Source organism: Enterococcus sp. DIV0086, from assembly GCF_050498705.1.
Taxonomy (GTDB): domain Bacteria; phylum Bacillota; class Bacilli; order Lactobacillales; family Enterococcaceae; genus Enterococcus; species Enterococcus faecalis.
On the sequence record NZ_JBNIDN010000001.1, the window covers coordinates 1902022 to 1926160 of the forward strand.

21 protein-coding genes, 8 tRNA genes and 1 rRNA gene are annotated in these 24139 nt (G+C 40.5%); 1 reads left to right on the top strand and 29 read right to left on the bottom strand.

Translation table 11 applies throughout. The annotated features are described in order from the left end of the window. Positions 1-185: 185 nt before the first annotated feature. The 20 genes from folP to IGI63_RS09275 form a co-directional block, all read right to left on the bottom strand. A complete protein-coding gene (gene folP / locus IGI63_RS09180; RefSeq protein WP_429975719.1) occupies positions 186-977 on the bottom strand; it encodes a dihydropteroate synthase in 792 nt (263 codons plus the stop codon). After that, entirely contained in the window at positions 970-1563 is a 594-nt protein-coding gene (locus IGI63_RS09185) for a non-canonical purine NTP pyrophosphatase (RefSeq protein ID WP_002354736.1), read from the bottom strand. The genes folP and IGI63_RS09185 overlap by 8 nt, the downstream gene beginning before the upstream one ends. 3 nt (positions 1564-1566) lie before the next feature. Beyond that, positions 1567-2136 (bottom strand): GTP cyclohydrolase I FolE, encoded by a 570-nt coding sequence (gene folE / locus IGI63_RS09190; protein WP_002383148.1) that lies wholly within the window; start codon positions 2134-2136, stop codon positions 1567-1569. Beyond that, complete coding sequence (folK, locus tag IGI63_RS09195) at positions 2130-2615, bottom strand: 2-amino-4-hydroxy-6-hydroxymethyldihydropteridine diphosphokinase (RefSeq protein WP_002410681.1); 486 nt, start codon at positions 2613-2615, stop codon at positions 2130-2132. The genes folE and folK overlap by 7 nt, the downstream gene beginning before the upstream one ends. After that, positions 2616-2978: a dihydroneopterin aldolase gene (gene folB, locus IGI63_RS09200; RefSeq protein WP_002354733.1), complete on the bottom strand. Its 363-nt coding sequence runs from the start codon at positions 2976-2978 to the stop codon at positions 2616-2618. It abuts the gene before it with no gap. Positions 2979-3175: 197 nt separating this feature from the next. Continuing rightward, on the bottom strand, positions 3176-4525 hold the full coding sequence (gene gor, locus IGI63_RS09205; protein WP_002354732.1) for a glutathione-disulfide reductase: 1350 nt from the start codon (positions 4523-4525) through the stop codon (positions 3176-3178). A gap of 86 nt (positions 4526-4611) precedes the next feature. Then, positions 4612-5010, bottom strand: coding sequence for a hypothetical protein (locus tag IGI63_RS09210; RefSeq protein WP_002378872.1), 399 nt, complete (start codon positions 5008-5010; stop codon positions 4612-4614). Positions 5011-5032: 22 nt separating this feature from the next. Beyond that, positions 5033-6172 (bottom strand): helix-turn-helix domain-containing protein, encoded by a 1140-nt coding sequence (locus IGI63_RS09215; RefSeq protein ID WP_429975720.1) that lies wholly within the window; start codon positions 6170-6172, stop codon positions 5033-5035. After that, a complete protein-coding gene (locus IGI63_RS09220) occupies positions 6150-6815 on the bottom strand; it encodes a hypothetical protein (protein WP_002354729.1) in 666 nt (221 codons plus the stop codon). The genes IGI63_RS09215 and IGI63_RS09220 overlap by 23 nt, the downstream gene beginning before the upstream one ends. 262 nt (positions 6816-7077) lie before the next feature. Continuing rightward, positions 7078-8631 (bottom strand): hydantoinase/oxoprolinase N-terminal domain-containing protein, encoded by a 1554-nt coding sequence (locus IGI63_RS09225; RefSeq protein WP_002365445.1) that lies wholly within the window; start codon positions 8629-8631, stop codon positions 7078-7080. Then, positions 8632-9726 (bottom strand): DUF917 domain-containing protein, encoded by a 1095-nt coding sequence (locus IGI63_RS09230; RefSeq protein WP_002354727.1) that lies wholly within the window; start codon positions 9724-9726, stop codon positions 8632-8634. It abuts the gene before it with no gap. A 19-nt stretch (positions 9727-9745) separates the two neighbouring features. Next, positions 9746-11020: a cytosine permease gene (locus IGI63_RS09235; protein WP_161970876.1), complete on the bottom strand. Its 1275-nt coding sequence runs from the start codon at positions 11018-11020 to the stop codon at positions 9746-9748. Between the two features lie 287 nt (positions 11021-11307). Continuing rightward, on the bottom strand, positions 11308-12870 hold the full coding sequence (locus IGI63_RS09240) for a PucR family transcriptional regulator (RefSeq protein WP_429975721.1): 1563 nt from the start codon (positions 12868-12870) through the stop codon (positions 11308-11310). 23 nt (positions 12871-12893) lie between these two features. Next, positions 12894-14141, bottom strand: a complete 1248-nt coding sequence (locus IGI63_RS09245) for a peptidase U32 family protein (protein ID WP_002368523.1) — start codon at positions 14139-14141, stop codon at positions 12894-12896. 27 nt (positions 14142-14168) lie between these two features. Beyond that, entirely contained in the window at positions 14169-15089 is a 921-nt protein-coding gene (locus IGI63_RS09250; protein WP_002354722.1) for a peptidase U32 family protein, read from the bottom strand. 179 nt (positions 15090-15268) lie between these two features. Beyond that, positions 15269-16303, bottom strand: coding sequence for an FUSC family protein (locus tag IGI63_RS09255; RefSeq protein WP_002354721.1), 1035 nt, complete (start codon positions 16301-16303; stop codon positions 15269-15271). 133 nt (positions 16304-16436) lie between these two features. Continuing rightward, complete coding sequence (locus IGI63_RS09260) at positions 16437-18932, bottom strand: ATP-dependent Clp protease ATP-binding subunit (protein ID WP_002378875.1); 2496 nt, start codon at positions 18930-18932, stop codon at positions 16437-16439. Between the two features lie 2 nt (positions 18933-18934). Further along, positions 18935-19402, bottom strand: coding sequence for a CtsR family transcriptional regulator (locus IGI63_RS09265; protein ID WP_002354715.1), 468 nt, complete (start codon positions 19400-19402; stop codon positions 18935-18937). 203 nt (positions 19403-19605) lie between these two features. Next, complete coding sequence (locus IGI63_RS09270; RefSeq protein WP_016615462.1) at positions 19606-20835, bottom strand: aminotransferase class I/II-fold pyridoxal phosphate-dependent enzyme; 1230 nt, start codon at positions 20833-20835, stop codon at positions 19606-19608. Continuing rightward, positions 20813-22120: a PTS sugar transporter subunit IIC gene (locus IGI63_RS09275; RefSeq protein WP_010783903.1), complete on the bottom strand. Its 1308-nt coding sequence runs from the start codon at positions 22118-22120 to the stop codon at positions 20813-20815. Before IGI63_RS09275 ends, IGI63_RS09270 begins: the two co-directional genes overlap by 23 nt. 145 nt (positions 22121-22265) lie before the next feature. On the opposite strand from IGI63_RS09275, the gene IGI63_RS09280 reads away from it, so the two are divergent. Next, on the top strand, positions 22266-23123 hold the full coding sequence (locus IGI63_RS09280) for a MurR/RpiR family transcriptional regulator (RefSeq protein WP_002354705.1): 858 nt from the start codon (positions 22266-22268) through the stop codon (positions 23121-23123). A 45-nt stretch (positions 23124-23168) separates the two neighbouring features. Here the strand turns inward: IGI63_RS09280 and IGI63_RS09285 are convergent. The 9 genes from IGI63_RS09285 to rrf all read right to left on the bottom strand — a co-directional run bounded on the left by IGI63_RS09285 (position 23169) and on the right by rrf (position 24058). After that, positions 23169-23242: transfer RNA gene (locus IGI63_RS09285), tRNA-Pro, on the bottom strand. 89 nt (positions 23243-23331) lie between these two features. After that, positions 23332-23405, bottom strand: a tRNA-Arg gene (locus IGI63_RS09290). Positions 23406-23419: 14 nt separating this feature from the next. Beyond that, positions 23420-23505: transfer RNA gene (locus IGI63_RS09295), tRNA-Leu, on the bottom strand. Between the two features lie 15 nt (positions 23506-23520). After that, positions 23521-23592 (bottom strand) — tRNA-Gly (locus IGI63_RS09300). Positions 23593-23596: 4 nt separating this feature from the next. Then, positions 23597-23672, bottom strand: a tRNA-Thr gene (locus IGI63_RS09305). 6 nt (positions 23673-23678) lie between these two features. Next, positions 23679-23760 (bottom strand) — tRNA-Leu (locus IGI63_RS09310). A 16-nt stretch (positions 23761-23776) separates the two neighbouring features. After that, positions 23777-23849: transfer RNA gene (locus IGI63_RS09315), tRNA-Lys, on the bottom strand. A gap of 6 nt (positions 23850-23855) precedes the next feature. Next, positions 23856-23928: transfer RNA gene (locus tag IGI63_RS09320), tRNA-Val, on the bottom strand. Positions 23929-23942: 14 nt separating this feature from the next. After that, positions 23943-24058 (bottom strand): 5S ribosomal RNA (rrf, locus tag IGI63_RS09325). Positions 24059-24139 lie beyond the last annotated feature (81 nt).

Consider the following 24139-nt stretch of genomic DNA (forward strand, 5'->3'; position numbering starts at 1 on the left):
TATAACACATTTGTACCTTCCTAGAATACGCTTACTTTCCTGATTATTCAACAGCCGCTTTCTTTTGTAATAAAAATCGCGCACCGTTTACTGGGATAAAACGATTCAGCCAACTAAAATTTTTTAGACTAAACAGACCGACCATCTTTTTTGATGGTCGGTCTGTTTAGTCTATTGCTCCGCCTTTACTCCTTCTCCGACAATGCTCGCCAGACATCAAATGTTTGTTTTAAGCCTTGGACATTATGAACGCGTAAAATTTCTACGCCTTGTTGTGCTGCATACAAGGAAGCAGCGGCTGAGCCAAAATCACGGTTGGCTGGTTCTGGTTCGTTCGTTAAAGCGCCGATGGTTCGTTTGCGAGAAACGCCGTACAGTAACGGATAATCTTGGTAGCGAAAGGCGTTAGGATCTTTTAACAGTTGAAGGTTTTCTGCGACAGTTTTATGAAAGCCAATCCCTGGATCGAAACAAATTTTTTCTAAGGAAAGCCCATATTTTTGGCATTGTTCAATTTTTTCTGTATAAAATTGGTGTAACTCTTCTTTTAAAGAAAGGGATTGGTGTTTTCTGGAATGCATAATCACAACTTGGACTTCAGGATATTGTGCGAGGACTTCTGCCATCCCCGGAGTGTCTAATCCTTTGATGTCATTAATCATTGTGGCGCCAGCTTGGATCGCGGCTTCTGCTACTTCGGGATAGTAGGTATCCACAGAAATCGGCGCTAGAGAAGTCTCACGTATTTTTTTTATTAATGGTAATACTCGGTCTACCTCAACTTGTGGAGAAACTTCTTCGTAGCCAGGACGTGTGGATTGGCCGCCAATGTCTAAAATATCGGCCCCCGCTTCTAGTAGATGAAGCGCATGTTGATAGGCCACGTCGACCGTTGTGTAGCTACCGCCATCAGAAAAAGAGTCGGGGGTCGTGTTGACAATCCCCATAATTTGGTAATTCTTTTTTAAATCAATCATTGTCACATTGCTCCTTTATCTGCTGAATCATCTTTCGTAAAGCCCGCATTCTAGGACTTATCTTCATTCGTTCACTCGTGGACAACTCCGCTAAGGTTTTGCCTCGGTCTGGTAAATAAATAATCGGATCAAAGCCATAACCGCCTGTACCGCGCGGTTCAACTAATTCACCAGTCAAAGTGGCTTCCGTTTGCAACAGTTTGTCGTCATCGAGTACATAGACCAACGTGGCTGATAAGGTTAACTCTCGGGTCGACTGTTGCCCTTCAAATAAGTGCAACAGTTCGCGGTTCTGTTCTTCCGGATTGGCTGAATGGAAAAAGCGGCTTGTATGAATACCTAATAAATCAGGAAAAGCAGTTAACGTTAAGCCGCCATCATCACCTAACACTGGGCGGCCAATTAATTGTTGGAAAAAGCGAGCTTTTAGATAAGCATTTTCAGCATACGTAGTGCCAGTTTCTGCAGGTTGTTCTTGACTGGTTGTATACTTTCGATAAGAGACAAGTTGAATAGCGGGGTCCTTAAGTCCTGATTGCATTTCTTTTAACTTACCTTGGTTATTCGTGCCAACAATGATTTCCATTTTCTAACGTATCTCCATTAAAAATTGATTTTTCCACTCTTGTTCTTTAAATAGTCCGGTAAATTGAAATGTTTTGGTGCTACTTTGTGGTGTTTTCACGCCGCGCATCGTCATACACATATGTTCCGCTTCAATGGCTACTGCAATGCCTTTGACGGGAATATTTTCTTGGAGTTTGCGGGCAATTGTCACTGTTAAATCTTCTTGAACTGTGGGACGTTTGGCACAATGTTCTACTAATCTTGGTAACTTGCTTAGTCCCAATACTTTGCCACCTTCTGGCAGATAAGCGACATGTACTTTTCCATAAAATGGCAATAAATGGTGTTCACACATTGAATAAAAGGCAATATCTTTTACTAAAACCATTTCGCCTTCATTTAAGCTATCAAATAATTTATAATCATCAAATTCAGGTTCGGTTAATCCACTAAAAACTTCTGCATACATTTTAGCTACGCGTTTGGGTGTATCAATGAGTCCTGCCCGTTGAGTATCTTCCCCCACTGCTTCTAAGATTGTGGTAACTGCCTGCTCAATTTGCGCTTGTTTTTCCTGCTCCATCTCTACCATTCCTTTTCGCTTACTCGCACTTCTTCTTGATTGCCACTGCGCTGAATCCACGTAGCTATTGGCGTGCCCAATAATTGTTCCTCTGCGTAAACATCACTTAAGGGAATCAAAACAAATGACCGTTTTGTTAATTCTTGATGAGGAACTTGTAAGTGAGGCAACGCGACTGACTGTTCCCCTAATAATAAAATATCAATATCAATAATCCGCGGACCCCAGTGAATTAATTTTTTACGTTTCATTACTTGCTCAATCCCTTGGGTAACAGCCAATAACTCTTCAGCGGTATAGCTAGTATCAATTTTCAATACGGCGTTCAAAAAATCATCTTGGTCTGTATAGCCGTAAGGATCCGTTTCATAAAGTTTTGAAGAAGCCACGACCTGAATCTGCGGGTCTTCGTTTAAATAATTGCGGGCTTTCACTAAATTTGCGTACGGATCGCCGACGTTACTACCTAATGCTACATAGCCAATCATCTATACTTCTCGCTCCATTTCAATTTCAATATTGTCAAAAAGGCCGGGCATCGGCACACTATATTTTCTAATTTTAATGATAATTTTGTTCAATTGTTCTTGATAATCTGCGGAAATATCATCTAAAATAGCACTCGCTAACCCTTCGATTAAATCGTACGAGTGATTGTTTACTCGTTGGGCAATCAATTCATTCACTTCGGCATAATTGACAGTTTGAGTGACATCATCTGTTCGCCCTGCCTCAGCTAACGACAACTGCATTTCAAGGTCGATTTCTACTTGCTGTCCTAGACGTTTTTCTTCTGCCAAAACACCATTTTTTGTGAAAAATTTCAAGTTGTTGATTCTAATTTTATCCATCCTTTAACTCCCTACCCTCTGTTTTGCTGATTTTTTTAATCATAGCATATTTCTTGGAAAAGTCAGTAGTTAAAAGATGGAAAAGTGGTTATTGGTATGATATAAAAAATTACTTTTTACGAATCAAATAGTATAACTCGTGTATTCAAAAAAGAGCGTTGCATCAGCAACGCTCTTTTTTGGGGTTTATTCGCCTTTTATCGCATTGTTACAAATTCTTCTGAGCCTGTTGGATGAATCGCAACAGTATTATCAAAATCAGCTTTGGTCGCGCCCATTTTAATAGCGACTGCAAAGCCTTGTAGCATTTCGTCAACACCGATGCCGATGCCATGCAAACCGACAATTTTTTCTTCTTTGCCGACACAGATTAATTTCATGTCGCATTTTTGACGGTATTCTCCTAAAGCGAAATACATTGGTGTAAAGCTAGAGCGATAGATTTTCACTTGGTCTTCACCATATTCTTCAAGCGCTGCTTTTTCCGTCAAACCAATTGTCGCAACTGGTGGATGGGTAAAGACCACCGTTGGTACCAAGTTATAATCCAAATATAAATCGGTTTGTCCGTTAAATAAGCGTTCAGACAGGCGCCGACCAGCGGCAATCGCGACTGGCGTTAAGTCGATTTTCCCAATGACATCGCCGACTGCGTAGATGCCATTTTGCGTGGTATTTTGGAATTTATCTACTTTGACGTAGCCTTTTTCATCAAGGGCTACTTTCGTATTTTCTAAGCCTAATTGATCCGTGTTTGGCTGACGGCCTGTCCCGAAAATCACGGCATCTGTCGTGATTGATTCACCATTTTCAAATGTAATAACGTACTCATTCTGCGCCGTTTTTTCAATTTTAGCTGGTGTTGCATTCGGATGAATTTGCATGCCCATCTCTTGATAGCGTTCTACGACTTTTTCAGAAAGCATGTCATCAAAGCTTCGTAATGGTCGTTCATGACGGAAGGCCCAATGTGTTTCTGCGCCTAAGCCATGTAAGGTTCCTGCTAATTCGGCTGCGATGTAACCTGCACCGACAAAGACCACACGTTTTGGCATTTCTTCTAACGCAAAGAAGCCGTTTGAATCTAAGGCATATTCTTCTCCTGGAATACCTAGTTTTTTCGGACGACCACCTGTCGCGATTAAAATGTGCGGCGCCGTATATTCTGTCCCATTGACTTCAATTGTTTGCTCCCCAGTAAACGTAGCGTAACCATGGATACGTTCAATGTTGTTACTGTCTAAACCACGATTATACGCACCATGTAAGAAGTCGATATATTTTTCACGATTTTCAACTAATTGTTTAAAGCTAAAATTTTTGATTTCAACATCAAACCCGTAGCCTGCTGTGTCTCTTTCCATCATTTCCATCATGCTGCTGGCTTGCCACATGACTTTTTTAGGCACACAACCAACGTTGACACAGGTCCCACCAATTTCGTTGCCCTCAATTAAAAGGACGTTGGCTCCGTGCATTCCTGCGCGGTTAGCAGAAGCAATCCCGCCACTACCGCCACCAATAACAATATAATCATAGGTTTTCATTTATTCTGGCTCCCTTTCAATTTGAACTTTCTCCTTTATTATCGCAAAAAATAGCAAAAAAAGACAGTCGTATTACTTACTTTTGTTTAGTTTTCTGCTGCTTCTGTTTCATGGATTCGTTCCGTAAAAGCACTGGGGGAAAGGAATTCAATCGTAGCATTGTCGAAGGAAATTCCTAAATCTTCTTTCGTTACGTTTGGATTCATTGTAATGACATAAAGTGTTTTGCCTAAGGAAAGTGCAATCCCAATTTCTAAATAACTTAGTCGGTCAAAGTCACCATTAATAAAAACGTAGGTTGCTTCGTGAAGATACCGTTTTATCACTTCAATATCTGTAAACATTCCGGTTTGAACACAATCTGCTAACCCGAAGTCCACACCCCCCGCACAGCCATGCTCATCTTCAAACAGCTGAGGATCTACCAAAAGGTCCGTTTGAATACGAGGGTTTTGACCAATTTGGTAGGCGAATAATTTAGCCATAGTTATTCCTTCTTCTTTTTGATTACTTGTTAGAACGTAATAATTCAAGAACAATTTCTGTTTTGTCCTGCTCCGTTTGAATAGCTGTTCCTAATATCTTTTCTATTTCTTCTTTAGGTAATTTAAAAGCTTGATTTAGTTGACTTGCAGGAATGACTTGGTGCTCTAAAATCATGTGGTAAACTTTTTGGAAAACTTCTGGCTGTTCGATAGTCAGTTGTTCATCGTAAGGCTCTTTCGTTTTCCATTTATTTTTAGCAATTCTTTTATTTAAATAGAGACGTTGATCATCATTAATTAACGCTAATGTGTATGTTTTTTGAATCATTGATTGAAGAGAAACTTTCCAATACTTTTTCAAATCAATATAGTATTCTAACGAAATAGACAAGAGCGAATCAGAAAAAGCCGCTGAAGGAAGGAGAAAATGCGCAGCAAATAGATTTGCTTGATACTCAATAATGTTCTTTAATTCTGTTTGCGAATACTCATGAATACTTTCAACACCGTTGTGTAATAAAATATGTCCTAGTTCATGCGCCACGTTAAAACGACGACGGACAGCAGATTCATGATTATCTGTGAGCATAATAAACGGCCGACCAATCATCCAACGCGAGACCGCATCTAGTGTTGGATTGGACATGTTGGCTTCTGAAATAATCACACCATTTTGTTCAGCCAACTGAATGAGATTAGGGACTGGCGAAATCAAGTCTAAGCCCCAAATTTTCCGTAATTCCTCAGCCTTTTTCACAATTTCTTCTTCTGTGATTTCATAAATACTCTTTTCAATTAATTCTGGTAAACAAACTTTGGGAAAGTTCACATATGTTGCTAATACTTTATACACTTCTTGCACATATTTTAACCGCTCTTTTTGCATATCTCTTACTTTCTTCGTTGCCGCACTTCGGCTTCTAAAAAAAGTTGTGCCTGAATACAATTCAAATGTATCTGCTGAAAAGAAACTACGGGGAAATTGTAAAACAGAAATTAGTTTTAATATGCTATCTGCTTTAGGAATTGTTTTTCCCGATTCGTAATTCGAAATCATTTGCCTAGATAGCTCTGCTTTCTCGGCTAATTCTTTCATTGTTAATCCTCGTGCAATGCGAGCCGAAGTTAATTGCTTTGGATTAAAAATCAACCTCTCGTTCATTTTCTAGTCCTCTCCTTATCAGTTCGTCAGCGGTTGACGTAAAAGTCAAATGTAGGTCCTTACGAACTTCCTCTGGATTTTTTAAAAGAACTGGTGCCTGCGTAATATCAATTTGGTCAATCCAACGACCAACTCCAATATCTGGTAACCCTAATCGAACAAAACGTAATTGATGATTCGATCCGCCATAAGTTAGTAATAAGAATGGTGGTTGATTGGCATCATAATACTCATTTAAATCTTCTGGTTTGTCAAATAAATTATACTGCTTATTTAATAAGCTCCCACGATTTCTAAATAATGCCTTTTTAGGAACTGAAGCTTCTGATAAAACTTTCGCTGGCGTTAAAATTGCGCCTTTGGTTTCAATCATTAAGTACGTATGGCCATTGACATATCGACTACTAGCTTTGTCAGCTATTTCATGTGGGATTGCTGATGAAGTTAACACTTGTTTTAAACCAACATCAACCAATCCATGCCGAACGTGTCCCCAAACTTTTTTCATTTCTGCTCGTTGAAAAATAGATTCTCTTTCTGTTAGCTCCATTAAGTAGCGATATGCTTCTCTTATGCTTAACGATAAAACACCAACCATTCGTGCATCACAATTTCTTTTTAAATGTTCTTTTAAAATACTCATTATTTTCTCTCCTTTTTTCATAACACCCCAACAACATACCATGTTAACATTTTGCCTTTTCTAAAAAAATATGTCAACACAAAAAAATGAACTTAGGAAGGTAAGTCATTTCGACTTACCTTCCTAGCTCTGAATTTTAAAATAAACGGCGAGACAGATATAGCTTCTTCTGTACTCTTCAGGATAAAACTTCAATCGACAGCCCTAGCCCGACCTCATATTTCAAATAACTCTTCTTATAACTTTTGCTTTGCACTGGTCCTCAATACATATTCCCAACCACTTTTACTCGTAAGCGGGTTGCATTTTCTGGATGATAGGCGAGTGGTGTTTCTTCCACCTCGACTAACTCGATTGTGCCAGGGACTGCACCCGCAAGTTCAGCTTGTTGGACGGCTTTTTCTTGGGCATCGGCCAACGCCGCGTCTCGTTGGATTTTTGAATAGACATAAATTTGTTCGTATTGTCCGCTAATCTGAGCGATAGAGGCACCGATGGCATTCGCCACTGCCCCGTTTTCGTTGCGAATTAGCGCTTTAACACCTGTCAATTCTTCGGGGATGATAATACTCCCACCACCAACTAAAACGACCGTCACGTCTGCAGAACTGGTTTTCATGCGATCAATCGCTTCACTGACCAATTCGCCAATTTTTTGGTACACTTTTTCCGCAAACGCTTGGTCTAAATGAGCCACTTTGCTAGGATCACCGACTTGGGCATGGCCTAAGCGAACCGCAATATCAGTGGTCGTTAATTGTGTGCCACCAAAAACAAGGGCCTCTTGTGTAATACGGTAGCCGACACTATCGGGGCCAACTGTCACAGAACCATCTGGTTGTTCACGCACTAGACTGCCGCCGCCGACACCGATTGACACGATATCTGGCATTCTAAAATTGGTCCGTACCCCGCCAACATCAACGGCCAGTGAAGATTCTCTTGGAAAGCCATCCACTAACACGCCAATGTCGGACGTTGTGCCACCAACATCTAAAACAACCGCATCTTTCAAGCCAGCTAAGTATGAAGCGCCACGAATACTATTGGTTGGTCCACAAGCAATGGTTAAAATAGGAAACTGTTTGGCATACGTTAACGACATTAACGTACCATCATTTTGACATAAGTACACTTGGGCGTGATGAATTTTTTCTTGTTCTAAGGCTTGTTCAAAGCCTTCGCTGGTCACTTTAATTACTTTGTGCAACGCAGCATTTAAAATTGTCGCATTTTCCCGTTCGATTAAACCGACAGACCCAATCATTGAGGAGCAAGATACAGGAACATCTGCCCCTAACACTTCCTTCGCAAGTGCTTGAACAAACAATTCTTGGTCATTTTTTAAAGAAGAAAAAACGCCAATTACTGCGATTGCCTCTACTTCTCCTCGCCAAGAGGCCAAAATCCCACGTAATTCTTCTTCGTCCAGTGCAGTCAATGGTTGTCCATCATATTCGTAGCCGCCATGTGCTAAAGCATACGTTTCTGAAAGAGTGGCCACTAAATCCTTGGGCCAAGCTGTGTAAGGCAAGACCGAAGCGGTTGCTGGATAGCCCAAACGAAGGACCCCAACTTTTGCTAATTTTTTTCGCTCAACAATGGCATTCGTACATTGGGTCGTGCCCAACATTGCATGTGTGACTTTGGTTGGGTCCACTGCTGATTCTGCCAAGACTTTATTTAAGGCACCGGCAATCCCTGTTTGAATATCATCGGTTGTTGGAACTTTCACTGAATGAATCAAGTTTAATTGATGATCTAAAATAACAGCATCTGTATTTGTGCCGCCGACATCGATACCGATTTTATACATTTATTTATCCTCCTTCGCTACTAAGTTTTCTAGTGGTTGATAATCCATTTCGTAGCCGAAATACCGAGGACCCACTGTTTCGATACCTTTTTTCGTTCGCCAAGCTGCATTCGCTTTCAAGCCCATTACTTGGACACGTTTGCCGTATTTCAAGCTTTCTGTTGTCACAGGCGTTAAAGTTTCTAAATCTACCATACAAATCAAATCAGGCGTCATCGCAATCACCTGACCATCTTTCTCGGCAATTAAATTTTCATTTTGAAAATGGACGACTGCTTCTGAACCAGCATCACTGTTTAAGCCACTCAATTTGACACGTCCCAAATTGAAGCCACCTTTTACTTCTCGTTCTACATCTAGAATTTTTCCTTGGAACAATTCAAAGCCATCCGTAACTTCTACTAATGCTTGGCGTTTTTCTTGTTCATCTGCATAGGTACCTCGAATCACTTTGCCAATTTCTTCTGATAATGTCACGATGTTGTGAATACCATAGTCTTGTAATTGTTTGCCTGTCGCGGGATAAATGCTCACTAAAGCACTGGCGCCCATTTCAACCGTTTGAACACGAGCAAGACGTTCTGTCCAAGTATTATCAATCGTTTCCATAATGCCGATATTTCCTTTTTCATCGGTAATTGCCATAGGGGTCGCTGACATCCCATTCAAATGGAACGTTACCATAGGCAATTCTGGAAAGGCCCGACCCATACCATCACAATCCACCAAGGGAATGCCTAGCTTCGCTGCAACAACAATTGGAATCATTGAATTGACGCCCCCAGCTTCCATTGGAAAGGTTCCCGCAATCGTTTCTTGGTCTAAATATTTTCCTAACTTCTCAAAGACACGGACGAATTCGTCGCCTTTGGGAAATTTTTCAATTGCGACAGATGGGGCACCCATCATTGCGGCTGGTAGGAAAAAATCCTCCGCAGCTATCTCTTCTGGAGAAACCAGTTTGACAGGTCCGTTTTCTTCGATGGCGGACAAAGCCATCATTTTACCAATGTAGGGATCACCGCCACCTCCTGTCCCTAAAAACGCTGCTCCTGTGGCTATATTCTCAATTGCTTCTGCATCTAAATAACGCATTCTCCGACACTCCTCTTCTTCATTCCATTTCTAATGATTCGGTGTTCGTCTGTTGACGTTTTGCACCGAAATAATAAATAACAAACGATAAAACAATGCCAATTAGCGGTTGGTTAGGCAATTGAGGGGCATTGGGAAAGAAACTCATAATCACCGGAATGCCCCCCACTGCAGCACCAATTAGCCATGAAAAAACACCTAATTTATTCACGCCAGGCGTTGGCTGCCATTTGGTTCGATCGCCTTTGTTAATCAACCAATAGGCAGCAATCATTACACCAGCCACTGGTGGCACCATCGCAGAAAGGACGGACATAATCGGCGTAAAGTAATTTAAAATCCCCACAACTGCTAATAAGGTTCCAATCGCGCCGGCCGCACCGACAGCGACTTTTTCTTTTTCTTTTGGAATATCAAAGACATTAATCAAGGCCAGTCCGCCAGAAAAAGCATTCACGGCATTCGTGGTCCAAGTTGCTAAAATTAGCGCAATAATTCCTAAAACTGGAAAACCGAGATTCATAAAAACTTCCGTGATATCTGCGGTGTTCGATGCAATGGTCAAGACCGCACCAACGCCAATCATCAACAAGCCTGTCGGTAAAATCCCTAATGTGGCCGCTTTAACCACATCTTTACGAGAAGAAACATATTGAGAGTAATCTCCAGCAATTACTGCGCCTAATGCAAAAGAACCGACAGTCATTGAAAGACCTGACATAAAGCTTCCTACTGTTTGAGGTGTATATTGACTAACAGCTTCCCAACCGTTGTTTCTTAACGAAGCCACCAAGCCATAAAGACAAACCAGAACTAACACAGGAACCGCAAAATAATTCAGAATTTTCAATATTTTTATGCCATAAAGAGCCGAAATAAGCATGATAACTCCCCAGATTAAGGAAGAAAGCGACACAGGTAAATCAATGCCGTAAATTTTTAAAAAGTTCGTGAAGGCGCCGCCGCTGACATTGGCTTGCAAACCAAACCAACCTAAGCAAGCAATCGCTAGAATAATAGAAATGATCTTTTGCGAACCTTGAATGCCAAACACTTGAGAAGCGACTTTGACAGAAGGTTCTTGTAAGTCGGAACTTTGAATTCCTTGTAAAATCATTAAAATAACAATAATACCGTAACCAATAAATCCTGTTAACAAAGCTTCCCATAAAGGCATGCCTGCAACTAACGTTCCTCCAATAATTAATCCTGGCACGCTAATCATTGCGCCCGCCCAAACAAATGCTAAGCTAAGCCACGATTGTTGTTGCTCGTTTTTTAATTTCATTCTCATTCCTCCTTAATTATTTTTTCAATTATAACGAAAAATCAGTCATAGGTCTTTTTCAAATTAAAAAAAATATCGAGGAAGTTTTGGCTTAAAATAAAAAAGAGACAAGAACCTGGGACAAAAATCACTTTGGATTTTTGTCCCAGGCTTAAAAATTGATAAACGGCGGAAACAGAAGCAACTCCTTCGGAAATAAGCCGAAATTCTCCAAAAATTAAAGAACAATTTTCGGAAATTCCTTCTTATTTCTCGGAGTTAAACACTTCTGTCCCGACCTCTGTCTGCTTTTTTCATTCGTTCGTGACCAAGCGATATAAGATCATCGCCAAATAGACTTCATAGGCTTCGGCGGCGTTGGTCATATCATAGCCGAGCGCTTCATTAATTTTACTGATACGATATTTGACCGTATTTTTATGAACAAATAGGCGTTCACCGCATTCTTTAAAATCACTACTTGCATCTAGTAAAAACGTTCCTAATGTCATTAACTGCTCTGATTCTTTTAAGAGAGGTTGGATAACTGCTAAGCGTTGTTGGATTGCTTCTTCTCCTGCTTGGAGACACGTCATCATTTGTTGAACTGTACGAATTTCTGCGATTGATAACACTTTTCTTTGTGGATAGACGCGCTTTAAAAACGGCGCGACTTGATTAGCGGTTTGGTAGATGACACGCACTTCAGTCGTGTTACGAACTTTCGGACAAAGGATGATTTCACCTAAATAGTCCTGATAGTCTGTGGCTTGCAAGTATTCTTTACTAATCGTGGCTTCAGGCTGTTTGTGTAAATAATTACCTAAGAGAACAATCAGGTAATTTTCTGTTTGCTGGACAATCGTTGTTTGGTAATAGTAACGTAGGAAATCTTTCAAATCTTGCTGAATAGCGTGGATTTCTTGTCCTTGTTGCCAAATAGGCAAAAGCCACATCGTTTCGACAGAAGAAATATCAATCATTAATTTTTTGGCTAATTGGTACATCTTATCACTTTCATCGTTAATGATTGCTTGGACTAAGGCATACTCACTGACTTCGTCATAGTTTTTCCCCCATAAATTCAGAGCCATCTGAACGACTTCCACCGCTTGATTCATCTCAAAAGAGGTTAACTGCTCTTCTTCTCGAATGAAGTAAAGCTTCAATGTTTGTCCATCTTTCTGAGGAAGTTTTTGCGAGGTAATGAAGTAGGTCGTTTCTCCCAGCGCTACTTTCTCTTGTGATTGATAAAGTAACTTGGTTAAGGGCAATTTCGTGCTTCGCGGCCAATTGATGGTGCTGATGATTTCATTGGTATATGTGGTTAACGCAATGTTGACTTTTAAAAAATCGGATAGGATTTTCAAGGTCATTTCCACACTGCGGTTTTGTTCAGGCAAAAGGGAAACTTTTTCCAAGAGGTCCGTTGCAAAAGAAGCCATTTTATTTTTATTGACTAACAATTTCATGACTTCATAAATGACTTCGTTGTAGCGTAATGTGGGATCATTTTTAGGCATTTGGATTAAAATAAAACCTAAAGAATCCGCTAATTGAATCACTTCCTCTGCAACTTTCGGTACGATAATCCCAACGTAGTACAAGATTAGGCCTACTTCGCCTAATTCATGGAGATGCCGAATCGTTTCGCATTGCTTCACCACATCATGACGAATGGCACAAAATGAACCAATCAAAATTTCGCCAGCATGGTATTCATTTGTTTTGTGAAGTTTTTCCGAAAACAAAGACATATCAGAGACTTCTAAAAAAGAAAGAGAAGCAACAGATGTGTCCAATTGGTTTTTACCAGAAAGTACCGTCGCTTCTCGCAAAGACGGTAATTTTAATAAATCATTCACGCGGACACTCATATTTACTCCTCCTTTTGGCTGGTTTATTTTTTCTTACGAATCATATCGCCGACTGCAACAGGTTGCGTCACTTCCATTGTTAATAACATCATGGGATTAGGTGCCCGATCGATCGCTTCACCGTCTTCATTATACATCTCTTTAACGGTTTGGTGGAAATGGGTAAACCCGGGACCATAAAATTCAATTTCATCGCCGACACTGAAAAGGTTCCGTTGACGAATCGTTGCGACTTGCGTCTTTTCGTTGTACGCAATCACTTCACCAACAAATTTATATTGTGGAATTTTACGACGTTCGCCGAATAATTGTTCATTTTCACTTGGTGTATTGTAATAAAAACCAGTTGCTAATTCACGTTGTGCTACTTTCCATAATTCATCAATCCACTCTTGTTGGCAGACATAGTTTTCAGGGTCTTCCATGTAAGAATCGACGGCTTTTTTATACACATTAGCGACTGTCGAAACATAGTGAATGGATTTCATGCGGCCTTCAATTTTAAAACTATCGACACCATTTTCAATTAATTCTGGAATATGTTCAATCATAGACATATCTACGGCGCTCATTGAAAACTCTTCTTCAACTTCCCCTTCGCTGGTTTTGCTCCGACGTTCTGTCCCAAAAGGCATATCAAATAACTCGTATTTCCAACGACAAGATTGAGAGCAACCGCCACGATTGGCATCCCGCATCGACATATGGTTGGATAAAGTACAACGTCCTGAATATGAAATACACATTGCTCCATGAATAAAGGCTTCAATCTCAATGTCCGTATTTTCACGAATCGCTGCAACTTCCTCCATTGAAACTTCGCGCGCTAATACCACACGTTCTAAGCCTTCATTTTTCCAAAATTCTAATGTTTCATAGTTGGTTGCTGAAGCTTGTGTCGATAAATGGATGGGTAAACCTGGTGCTTCTGTCGCACAAATTTCGATTAAAGCTGGATCGGAAACAATCACAGCTGAAATTCCGATGTCTCGCAATTCTCTGAAAAACGCTCCTGCCCCTTCCTGGTTTCCTTCATGAGTGACCATATTGGCAGCGACATAAACTTTCGCATTATGTTCGCGGGCAAAGGCTACGCCTTCCGCCATTTCTTCTGGCGTGAAATTTCCTGCGCGGCTACGCAGACCGTAGGCATTCCCTCCGATATAAACGGCATCGGCACCGTAACGAATTGCGACTTTTAGTTTTTCTAGCGTCCCGGCTGGAGCCAACACCTCGGGACGCTTCAATGTTCGTTCTGTCATTACTTTCATGTTCTTCTTCCCCTTAAATGAATCAATTTATTTTATTGCATCGGCACTTAAATCAAAGAAACCATTGTCTAAGCCACGACCTGTTGGATGTAATTTTTCAATTTCAGCTGTTGCATGAGCTGCTTGATCTTCTGACCAAGTTCCCGCTTCAAGTGCTGCTTTCGCTTCAGCAAATAAGCGAGCAATCGCGACAAAATTTTCACCTGGCGTGTAAAGGCCATCGAGCTTCCATGTACGATAGTGATGGTCATACAAGTTTGTTAACTCATTCATCAAGTTCACATCGTTATTGGCAAAAATATGCGTACCATGACTATCTTCATAAATGGAATAGTGGGTTTCTGGTTTTTTGGGTTCAGAAATAAACAGCCCTTCGTCTTTCGTAACCCCTTTGTCGTTCTTTGTGTAATTGTAGTAATTTTGAATTAATGGGCGTTTCGATTGATGAATACAGGTCGCCCCATAGACAAGAATTTCAGCTGGAACTGCTAAGTTTTCTTCCATTGCGACCATTTCTTCAAAAGGCACTTCCCGAGCTAGGACAGCTCCGATGGCTCCTCGTTTACTCCAAAAATTGATTTGACGTGAGCTCGTTACTAAGGTTTCACCATCATAAACGTAAGGAATTTCTAATCCATCTCGTTGCATAATAAACACAATACCTGGATCACCCAAAGTAATTTTATCGACGTTGATTTCTTTTAAAAATGTCAGATACTCTGGGACTAATTTCATTTTTTCAGGGTGCATAATGCCATTTACTGCAACTAGCACTTGTTTGCCCATTTCATGTGCACGTTTCACAATCTCGCGTTGTTCATCTCGTGTAAAAGATACGGGCAAACGCAACCCGAATGTTTCTTCTCCAATATATAATGTATCCACACCTGTTGCGAGTAATTCTACAGCCTGCTCAACAGATTCTGCAGTTGCAATCAGTTCAATCATAAATATAGCCTCCTTCTTTATGACCGTTTAATAGTATCATACGTTCACAAACTTTAAAAGAGCCTATCTGTATTAAACGTACATTTTTCACAATGTTTCCGAAAAAATCTTGGTAGAGAAGCGCCATCCGCTTACCTACCAAATGCTCTTTTTTTAATTACTGGTCATCTGTTCTTTGGTCACTCGTTCAAGTGATATTTTCGTTCATAAAACGTTACTACAACGGTGAATAGCCACGCTGCCGCTAAGCCTAACAAGCTGCCTAAAACAATCCCCAAAAAGCGGAATTGAATCAACGTTATCACGTACTGCTGACGAACGAGCAATGAAAGCATCAGAGCCATAGGCGTTGTGAAAAATTGCGCCAATCCATAATTACGACGAATAAAATACTCAACGGTCACAAATAAGATTGTAATCACGACAATCGATTCAAAAGTTGTCAAAGCTAAATTAAGCAGAAAAGCGGAAATAACCAATCCAATCGTTGTGCCAAAAATCCGCTGAATATTTCGCTGCTTAATCGCACGTAAATTGTCTCCTTGTAAAATGGATGCACAGGAAACGACTAACCAATACGGATTCTGTAAATGTAAACTTTCGCTGATATATACAGCAAAAAATAAGACAAAGCTATAATATATGCTATCTAATGGCGCTTCTGGATGCCGATAAATTCGTTCCCGTAATGATCGCTTAGCTAGCGGGGCACTGATTTCCTTCTCTGTAAAATGCAACACTAGTGCAAACAAAATAGAAAAGCCAATACCTAATAACATACAGCCACTCATGAACGGAATTTTTGCTAACGGAATACTCGTACTGGCACCCATCGCTGTCACCATCACACCAAAGAAGGCCCCTGGTTTTGAAATATCGTAGACTTCAAAGAAAAAGCGGCCACCAAAACCGACCAGTGCAACAACAATGGGAATAAGCCATGCAATATGGGTCGATAACATGCCTAACAAATTTCCTAAAAAAAGGTAACTACCGACCACAGATAAACGAGTCATTAACTGTTTTAATGGTAACGGCTGATAATATAAAAAAGTAAAAATACCTAACGAGCCAAAGCTTGAAATCAATAATTGATGATTGATATAGCCCAAAAAAAGAATGCTGAACATAACCAAGCCAGCAAACACTAGTCGAAAAGGATTATCCTTTGGACGCTGATAATGTAGTAATTCTCGAAAAAAAGATTGTTCCATTCCATCACCCCTCCTTATTAACGTAGCACAGAAAAATCAATCTGGCAATTCTCAAAAAGAAATCGCCACTGGAAAATAGAAAAGCCTGGTATAAAAACCCTAAATGGTTTTTATACCAGACTTCGCATCTCATCTATACAGTTTGTAATTCTTTCGCTTCTGTTTTTGGTGCTTTTGGTGCCCGCACATTTAACGTAATTTTGCCTTTGCTAGCGCCTAAAGTTACTTTATCCCCTAACTGAATTTGACCAGAAAGAAGGGCTTCACTTAAACGATCTTCCACTTCTTTTTGCAAGGCCCGACGAATTGGACGTGCGCCATATTCTGGATCAAACCCGACTTTACCAATAACTTCAATTGCAGCTGGTGTGATTTTCACTTTAACCTCTTGTTCGGCCATCCGTTTCACGACAGATTGACTCATAATTTTTACGATTTCATGAATTTCCTCTTGTTTCAAGGAATGGAATACAACCGTTTCATCAATTCGGTTTAAGAATTCTGGACGGAAGGCTTTTTTCAATTCTTCCATGATTCGTTTTTGCATTAATTCATGATTTTTAGAAATGTCTTTCACATTGAAGCCGACATGTTTTTCTTCACGAATCGCTGTTGCTCCTAAGTTGGAGGTCATGATTAAAATCGTGTTACGGAAATCGACTTTTCGTCCTTTGGCATCCGTTAAATGGCCATCATCTAAGACTTGTAATAAAATATTAAAGACATCTGGATGGGCTTTTTCTACTTCATCTAGCAAAATAACGGAATAAGGACGTTGACGAATTTTTTCAGTTAGTTGGCCGCCTTCTTCGTAGCCGACATAACCTGGAGGAGAACCGATTAAACGGCTAGTACTGTATTTTTCCATAAACTCAGACATGTCCACGCGAATCAAAGCTTCTTCGCTGCCAAACATCGCTTCGGCTAAGGCTTTGGCAAGTTCTGTTTTCCCAACCCCAGTTGGTCCTAAGAACATGAAGGAACCAATCGGTCTTGCTGGGTCTTTCAAGCCACTACGCGCACGACGGATAGCGCGTGAAACAGCTTCAACTGCTTCATTTTGGCCAACGACCCGTTGATGTAAAATGGTTTCTAATTCCATCAATCGTTCGCTTTCTTTCTTCTCTAGCTGCTGCAAAGGAACGCCTGTCCATTGTGAAACAACCCCAGCCACGTCTTCTTCTGTTACTTGTGTACTGTAACCAGACAGACTTTTTTCTTTCACTGCAATCAATTCTTCTAGTTTTTCCATCACTTGTTTTTCTTTTTGACGAATCCGAGCAGCACTTTCAAATGATTGGTTTTGAATGGCCTCTTCTTTTTCCGTAATTAATTGAGAAATTTCGGTACGCAATTCATTAATTTCTGAAGGTTGATCTGCCTTATCTAAACGAACTTTTGCTGCAGATTCGTCCATTAAATCAATTGCTTTATCTGGTAATTGGCGGTCATTTAAATAGCGAATCGATAATTGAACCGCTGCATGTAGAGCTTCATCTGTAATTTCTACGCCATGATGTTTTTCATAGCGTGAACGCAAGCCTTTTAGAATTTCTTCTGCTTCTTCTGGGGTTGGTTCTGCTACTTGAATACGGGCAAAACGACGTTCCAAAGCGGCATCTTTTTCAATATATTTTTGGTATTCATCCAGAGTTGTCGCACCAATGGTTTGCAACTCGCCACGTGCTAAAGCAGGTTTTAAAATATTTGAAGCATCAATCGCCCCTTCTGCACCGCCAGCACCGATCAAGGTATGCAATTCGTCGATAAATAAAATGACTTGTCCATCTTGATAGATTTCATCGACAACTTTTTTCAAGCGATCTTCGAACTCACCTCGATATTTGGTTCCAGCAACCAAGGCACCCATGTCTAGCATCATTAAACGTTTGCCTTGCATATCTTCAGGGACTTCCCGGTTGACAATTTTCTGGGCTAAGCCTTCTGCTATCGCTGTTTTCCCAACACCTGGTTCACCGACTAAGACAGGATTGTTTTTGGTACGGCGACTCAAAATTTGGATTAAACGACGGACTTCGGTCCCGCGACCAACTACTGGATCCAAGCTTTGTTCTCGTGCTAACTTGGTTAAATCTCTTGCTAAAGAATCCAATGTTGGCGTCCCTTGTGGCGCATTTTTATTTTGACCATTCCGACGACGTTGTGCGCCATTGGGTTCGGAAACGCCCATTTTTTTCAATAATAATTGACGCATTTTGGATAAGCTTAATCCTAAATTCACTAAAATTCTAGACGCTAAAATTTCTTCGTCTCTTAACAAGCCTAATAATAAATGCTCGGTACCAATCTTTTGAGCCCCTAAGCGCTTCGCTTCATCTCCAGCATAGGCAAAGATTTGTTTGGCTCTTGGTGAATAAGGTAAGTATAAGTTGTTATTCCCCATTGGACTTTGCATGGTGCCATAGCCACTTAAATGCTCAATTTCTTCACGGATGTCTTCTGTGTCAGTATTCAATTGTCGTAATGTTTTTCCGGCAATCCCATTTGGTTCTAAAACGAGTGCTAATAATAAATGTTCAGAACCGACGGATTGGTGACGAAAATACTTCGCTTCTTCTTGGGCAATCGCCAGTACGGCTTTCGCACTTTCTGTAAATAGTTCATCCATAGTTATTCCTCCTCATAGCTCAAGCGCTCTAAAAATGAACGCATTATTTGAGCTCTTAGAAAATCTTCGTGATTCCCCAGACCATTCAATGTGCTTTTACTTAAAGCAGCTAGCATTAAATTGCCTTCCTTTTTCGTAATCACTTCTTCTTCATACAATGTTTGAATAAATGTTAGCGCATCTTTTTCTGTTAAGGTTGCGCCAATCAATTGATCCATTTGTTTTAGTAATTGATCGTTATCTGAAATTTGTACTTTGACAATGCGAATATAGCCGCCTCCACCACGTTTACTTTCAACTGCGTAGCCTCGTTGGATGGTAAAACGTGTATTAATTACATAGTTAATTTGTGAAGGAACGCAATTAAATAAATTAGCCATTTCCGCCCGACGGATTTCAATTTTATTACTTTCTTCTAAAATCTTTTTTAAATAAGCCTCGATTAAATCTGACGTATTTTGATTACTCATAGTCTTCCATCCTTCTTCTCTCTTGACTAATATTGACCATTATTATATCGAACTTTGCCTATTAAATAAAGAGGAACGCTTTGACTTTAATAAAAAAATGCAAAACAGGAGGAGCAACCTCAGTCAAACTGACTTAAGTTCCCCTCCTAAAATTGAAAATATGTTATTGAATCACAGGCAGACAATGGCTCTGCCTTAATGTCTCACAAAAACGATTCTTCGCCGTAGGCTTGATCCAAGGCTTGTTGAATATCTTCGATAATAGATGTTGGCTCTTCCAAACCAACGTACATGCGAATGTGTGCTGGCGACAAACCTCTTTTCTGAACAGCCGCTAAGTTATTGCCTTTGAATACAGGCAAGGCCAAACTTTCAAAGCCACCCCAACTGACCCCAATTGTGACCAGCGTCAATGCGTTCACAAATGTTTTCAAACGTTCAAAATCGGTATCTTTTAAATCAATCGCAAACAATGAGCCATAACCTGTTAAATATTTTTCTGCTAACGCTTGTTGTTGTTGATTTCCTACAAAAGGATGATATAAGCGGCTGATTCGCGAATCCTTTTGCAAAGCCGACAGCACCGTTTGGATGGCTTGAGACTGATGCGCCAACCGAACGGGCATGGTACGAATACCACGTAACGCTAACCAAGAATTGAAGGGACTATTGACTGCTCCTAAAGCTTGATGACCATGTTCAAAAATTTGATCTACAAGCGCTGCTTTGCCAATGACAGCCCCCGCTACAATATCCGAATGGCCACCAATATATTTGGAACAAGAATGAATCACTAAGTCCACATTATGGCATAAAGGATGCTGAAATAACGGTGACGCCCACGTGTTATCAATGACAGTGTATGCGCCGATTTTTTGTGCTAACGCAGTTATTTTTTCTAAATCTAGCAGTTCAAACTTTTGTGAGGACGGACTTTCAAAGTAAATGACTTTGGTGTTTTCCTGAACAAATTGAAAAAGTTCTTCTGTTTCTGCAACGTCTACTTTGGTCAAGGATACGCCAAATTTCTCTAAATATTGCACAAACGAAACAGATTCTCCATAAATTGTATTGACCATTAAAACATGATCGCCTTGTTGGAGCAACGTAAACAGCGTTGCCGAAATAGCGCCCATTCCTGAGGCAAAAACTTTACATTTTTCTCCACGTTCCAAACGAGCAATTTTTTTCTCTAAAATTTCTGTTGTGGGGTTGGTGCCACGTGTGTAAACATAATTATTTTTTTCATCTATACTCGCTGCCATAAATTCTTCGTAAGTTGGAAAATAAAAGGAAGAGGTTTGAACCAACTCGGGCACCATCGGATGATACATTTTTTCCATTCCTTTTTCCACTTCACAGCAAATATTTTCATCATTCTCAACATGCATTTCCTTCACTCCTCTTTCTCTACAATGTTTCTGGTACTTCATGGGCTTCTTCTTTTTGATATTGTCGATCTAAGGCTTTTACAAATGGATAATAAATAACGACACTAGCGGCAACAGCTAAAACTTGCGTCACTGCACCTTGCCATTTTCCCACTAAAAAGCCCGAAAACAGAAAGGGGGTAGCCCATGGTGCTTGAATGTTTGTAAACATTGGCATGAACCCAATTTTCATTGACAGAAAGGCAATCAAGACCGATACAATCGGCGCGACCGCAATCGGAATCAATAATAAAGGGTTAAAAATAACTGGGAGTCCAAAAATCAAGGGTTCATTAATGTTGAAAAATGCTGGAACAAACGAAATTTTCGACATGGCTTTCATTCTAGACGAATGTCCGACGATGGCCATTGCAATAGCCAAGCCAATCGTGCAACCAGCGCCTCCAATTGTAGCAAATTGATCGAGCATTTGGACCGTGCCAAAGTTGCCATTTTGAGCAGTTAATTGTCCTAATTCCGCTAAGCTTTGGTTTTTGTCTGCATTCGCATATAAAATAGGATATAGCATGGAATTGATGACAGTTGGATGAATCCCAAACCACCAGAACAGTCCATTTAAGCCAGCCACAATAATAATTGCAAAAGGGGTTCCGATTAAACCTTGCAGTGGCGCTTGAATCACCGCATAAATTAATTGTGGGAAGGAATCCGCAAACGAAAGCCCAATCCCATTAATCAATAAAGCCACCGCTACCACAAAAATCCCAGGAATCAATGCACTAAAAGCTTGGCTCACCATAGAAGGCACGCTTTCAGGCATTTTGATGACTAATTTTTTCTTAATACAGAAACGAGTCAACTCAACCGAAAGAATTGACATAATAATGGCCGTAATCACCCCTTGCGTTCCTAACCAATCAAACGATAAAACTTTCGTCACAACTTCGCCTGATTCAGTGGTCACCGTTTTCGGTAAAACGACTACGTAAGCGACAATTCCTAAAATTAATGAAGTTAAACGATCCATTTCGTAACTTTCCGCCAATTTATAGGACATCGTCCCAGCAAAAATAATTCCCATCATGTTGAAAGTTGCTCGATAAGCTGGTGAAATCATATCCGCCCAACCTGCACCGAAAATTCCAGCCATAAAATCGCCATACCCTGCTACTGGAAAATCTGTAATCAACATAAAAATCGATCCAATAATTGTTAACGGCATAATTGCAAAAAAACCATTTCTTAAGGCTTGAAAATAACGTAAACTTGTAATCCTTGAAACTTTAGGCACTACGGCTTGCTCCACCCAGTTTGTTAACTTATCCATTTCACTTCTCTCCTTAATCCTTTGTGATATCCTCATCATAAAGAAACCGCTTTCTGATGTAAATACGACTAACTGATTCTGTAACTATGTTTCATAATTCATACGCTTAAGGTATACTGAAAGCGAAACAAAGTATCACAGAGAGGTGAACCCATTGAATCTAATCGAATGTTTAGAACAAAAAGAACGCTATACATATAACGAAGGGCTAATTATTGATTTTATTTTATCTCATACTGAACGAGTCCTGCATATGTCGATTTATGAACTAGCAGAAGCCACCAACTCTTCAACTTCCACGATTGTTCGTTTGTGTAAAAAAACAGAAACTAGCGGTTTCAAAGAATTTAAAATCCGCTTGTCCCGCGACTTAGAAATTCACTACCAAGCAATCCGGAATGTTGATGCGAATATGCCTTTTTTAGCGCAAGATTCTGATTTACTAATTGCCAAGAAAATTGCGCAGTTAACGACTGAAACTGTTCAATCCACCCAACAGTTATTAACCGAGGCCATGTTAAATAAAAGCATTGATTTACTTTTAACCGCTGAAAATATTTTAGCAGTGGGTGTCAGTAACTCCTACATTCGCTTAACGGATTTTCAAACAAAGTTATTACGCATTCAGCTATTTATCCATTTAATCCCTTATCAAGCTGAACAATTTTATTTAGCCATCAATGCCACCAAAAATGACGTAGCCATCCTCGTCTCTTACAGTGGTAACACTGCAGAAATCGTAAATGAAGCACGGATTTTTGCAGAAGGAGGCACCCCGATTATTGCCATTACTTCAGACTTGAACAGCCAATTAGCTAAATACGCCACAGTGATTTTGCCCATTCCTAACGTTGAACATGCAGATTTCAAAGTCTCGACCTTTTCCTCTCAACTAGCCATCGAATATATTCTCAATGTCCTTTATTCCTGTATTTTTAGTCGCAATTTCGATAAGAATTACACATCACAAAAAAATACACCTACTTCGATACTTAAATTTTAAACAAAACAAAAAAACAGTACTGATGATCAGTACTGTTTTTCACAATCGGGAAGACAGGATTCGAACCTGCGACCCCTTGGTCCCAAACCAAGTGCTCTACCAAGCTGAGCTACTTCCCGGGCTATGAAGTTAAAGTAATAAAAAAAGACTATCGAATTAAAAAGAAACTCACGTGCACCTTTTTAAAACTTAGTCAATCACTCAACTATGCACCCAAAGGGAGTCGAACCCCTAACCTTTTGATTCGTAGTCAAACACTCTATCCAGTTGAGCTATGGGTGCTAAATATAAAACAATGCCGAGGACCGGAATCGAACCGGTACGGTGATCACTCACCGCAGGATTTTAAGTCCTGTGCGTCTGCCAGTTCCGCCACCCCGGCGTAATGAATTGGCTAAGCGGAAAACGGGGTTCGAACCCGCGACCCCCACCTTGGCAAGGTGGTGCTCTACCACTGAGCTATTTCCGCAAAATGGTGCCGGCTAAAGGACTTGAACCCTCGACCCTCTGATTACAAATCAGATGCTCTACCAACTGAGCTAAGCCGGCTAAATATGCGGGTGAAGGGACTTGAACCCCCACGCCTTGCGGCGCTAGATCCTAAATCTAGTGCGTCTGCCAATTCCGCCACACCCGCAAATGAAATATGAATATGAGCCGTACAGGGCTCGAACCTGTGACCCTCTGATTAAAAGTCAGATGCTCTACCAACTGAGCTAACGGCTCAAAAAATGGAGGTTAACGGGATCGAACCGCTGACCCCCTGCTTGTAAGGCAGGTGCTCTCCCAGCTGAGCTAAACCTCCAAAAACAACAATTCGCGTGGCGACGTCCTACTCTCACAAAGGGAAACCCTTCACTACAATCGGCGCTAAGAAGCTTAACTTCTGTGTTCGGCATGGGAACAGGTGTATCCTTCTCGCTATCGCCACCACACTGGGTGTTGTTTCTTATTGAGTTGAATCTTCATTCACTCAAAACTGGATTGAAGTTTGAATCAAAATAACCAAGTTGCTT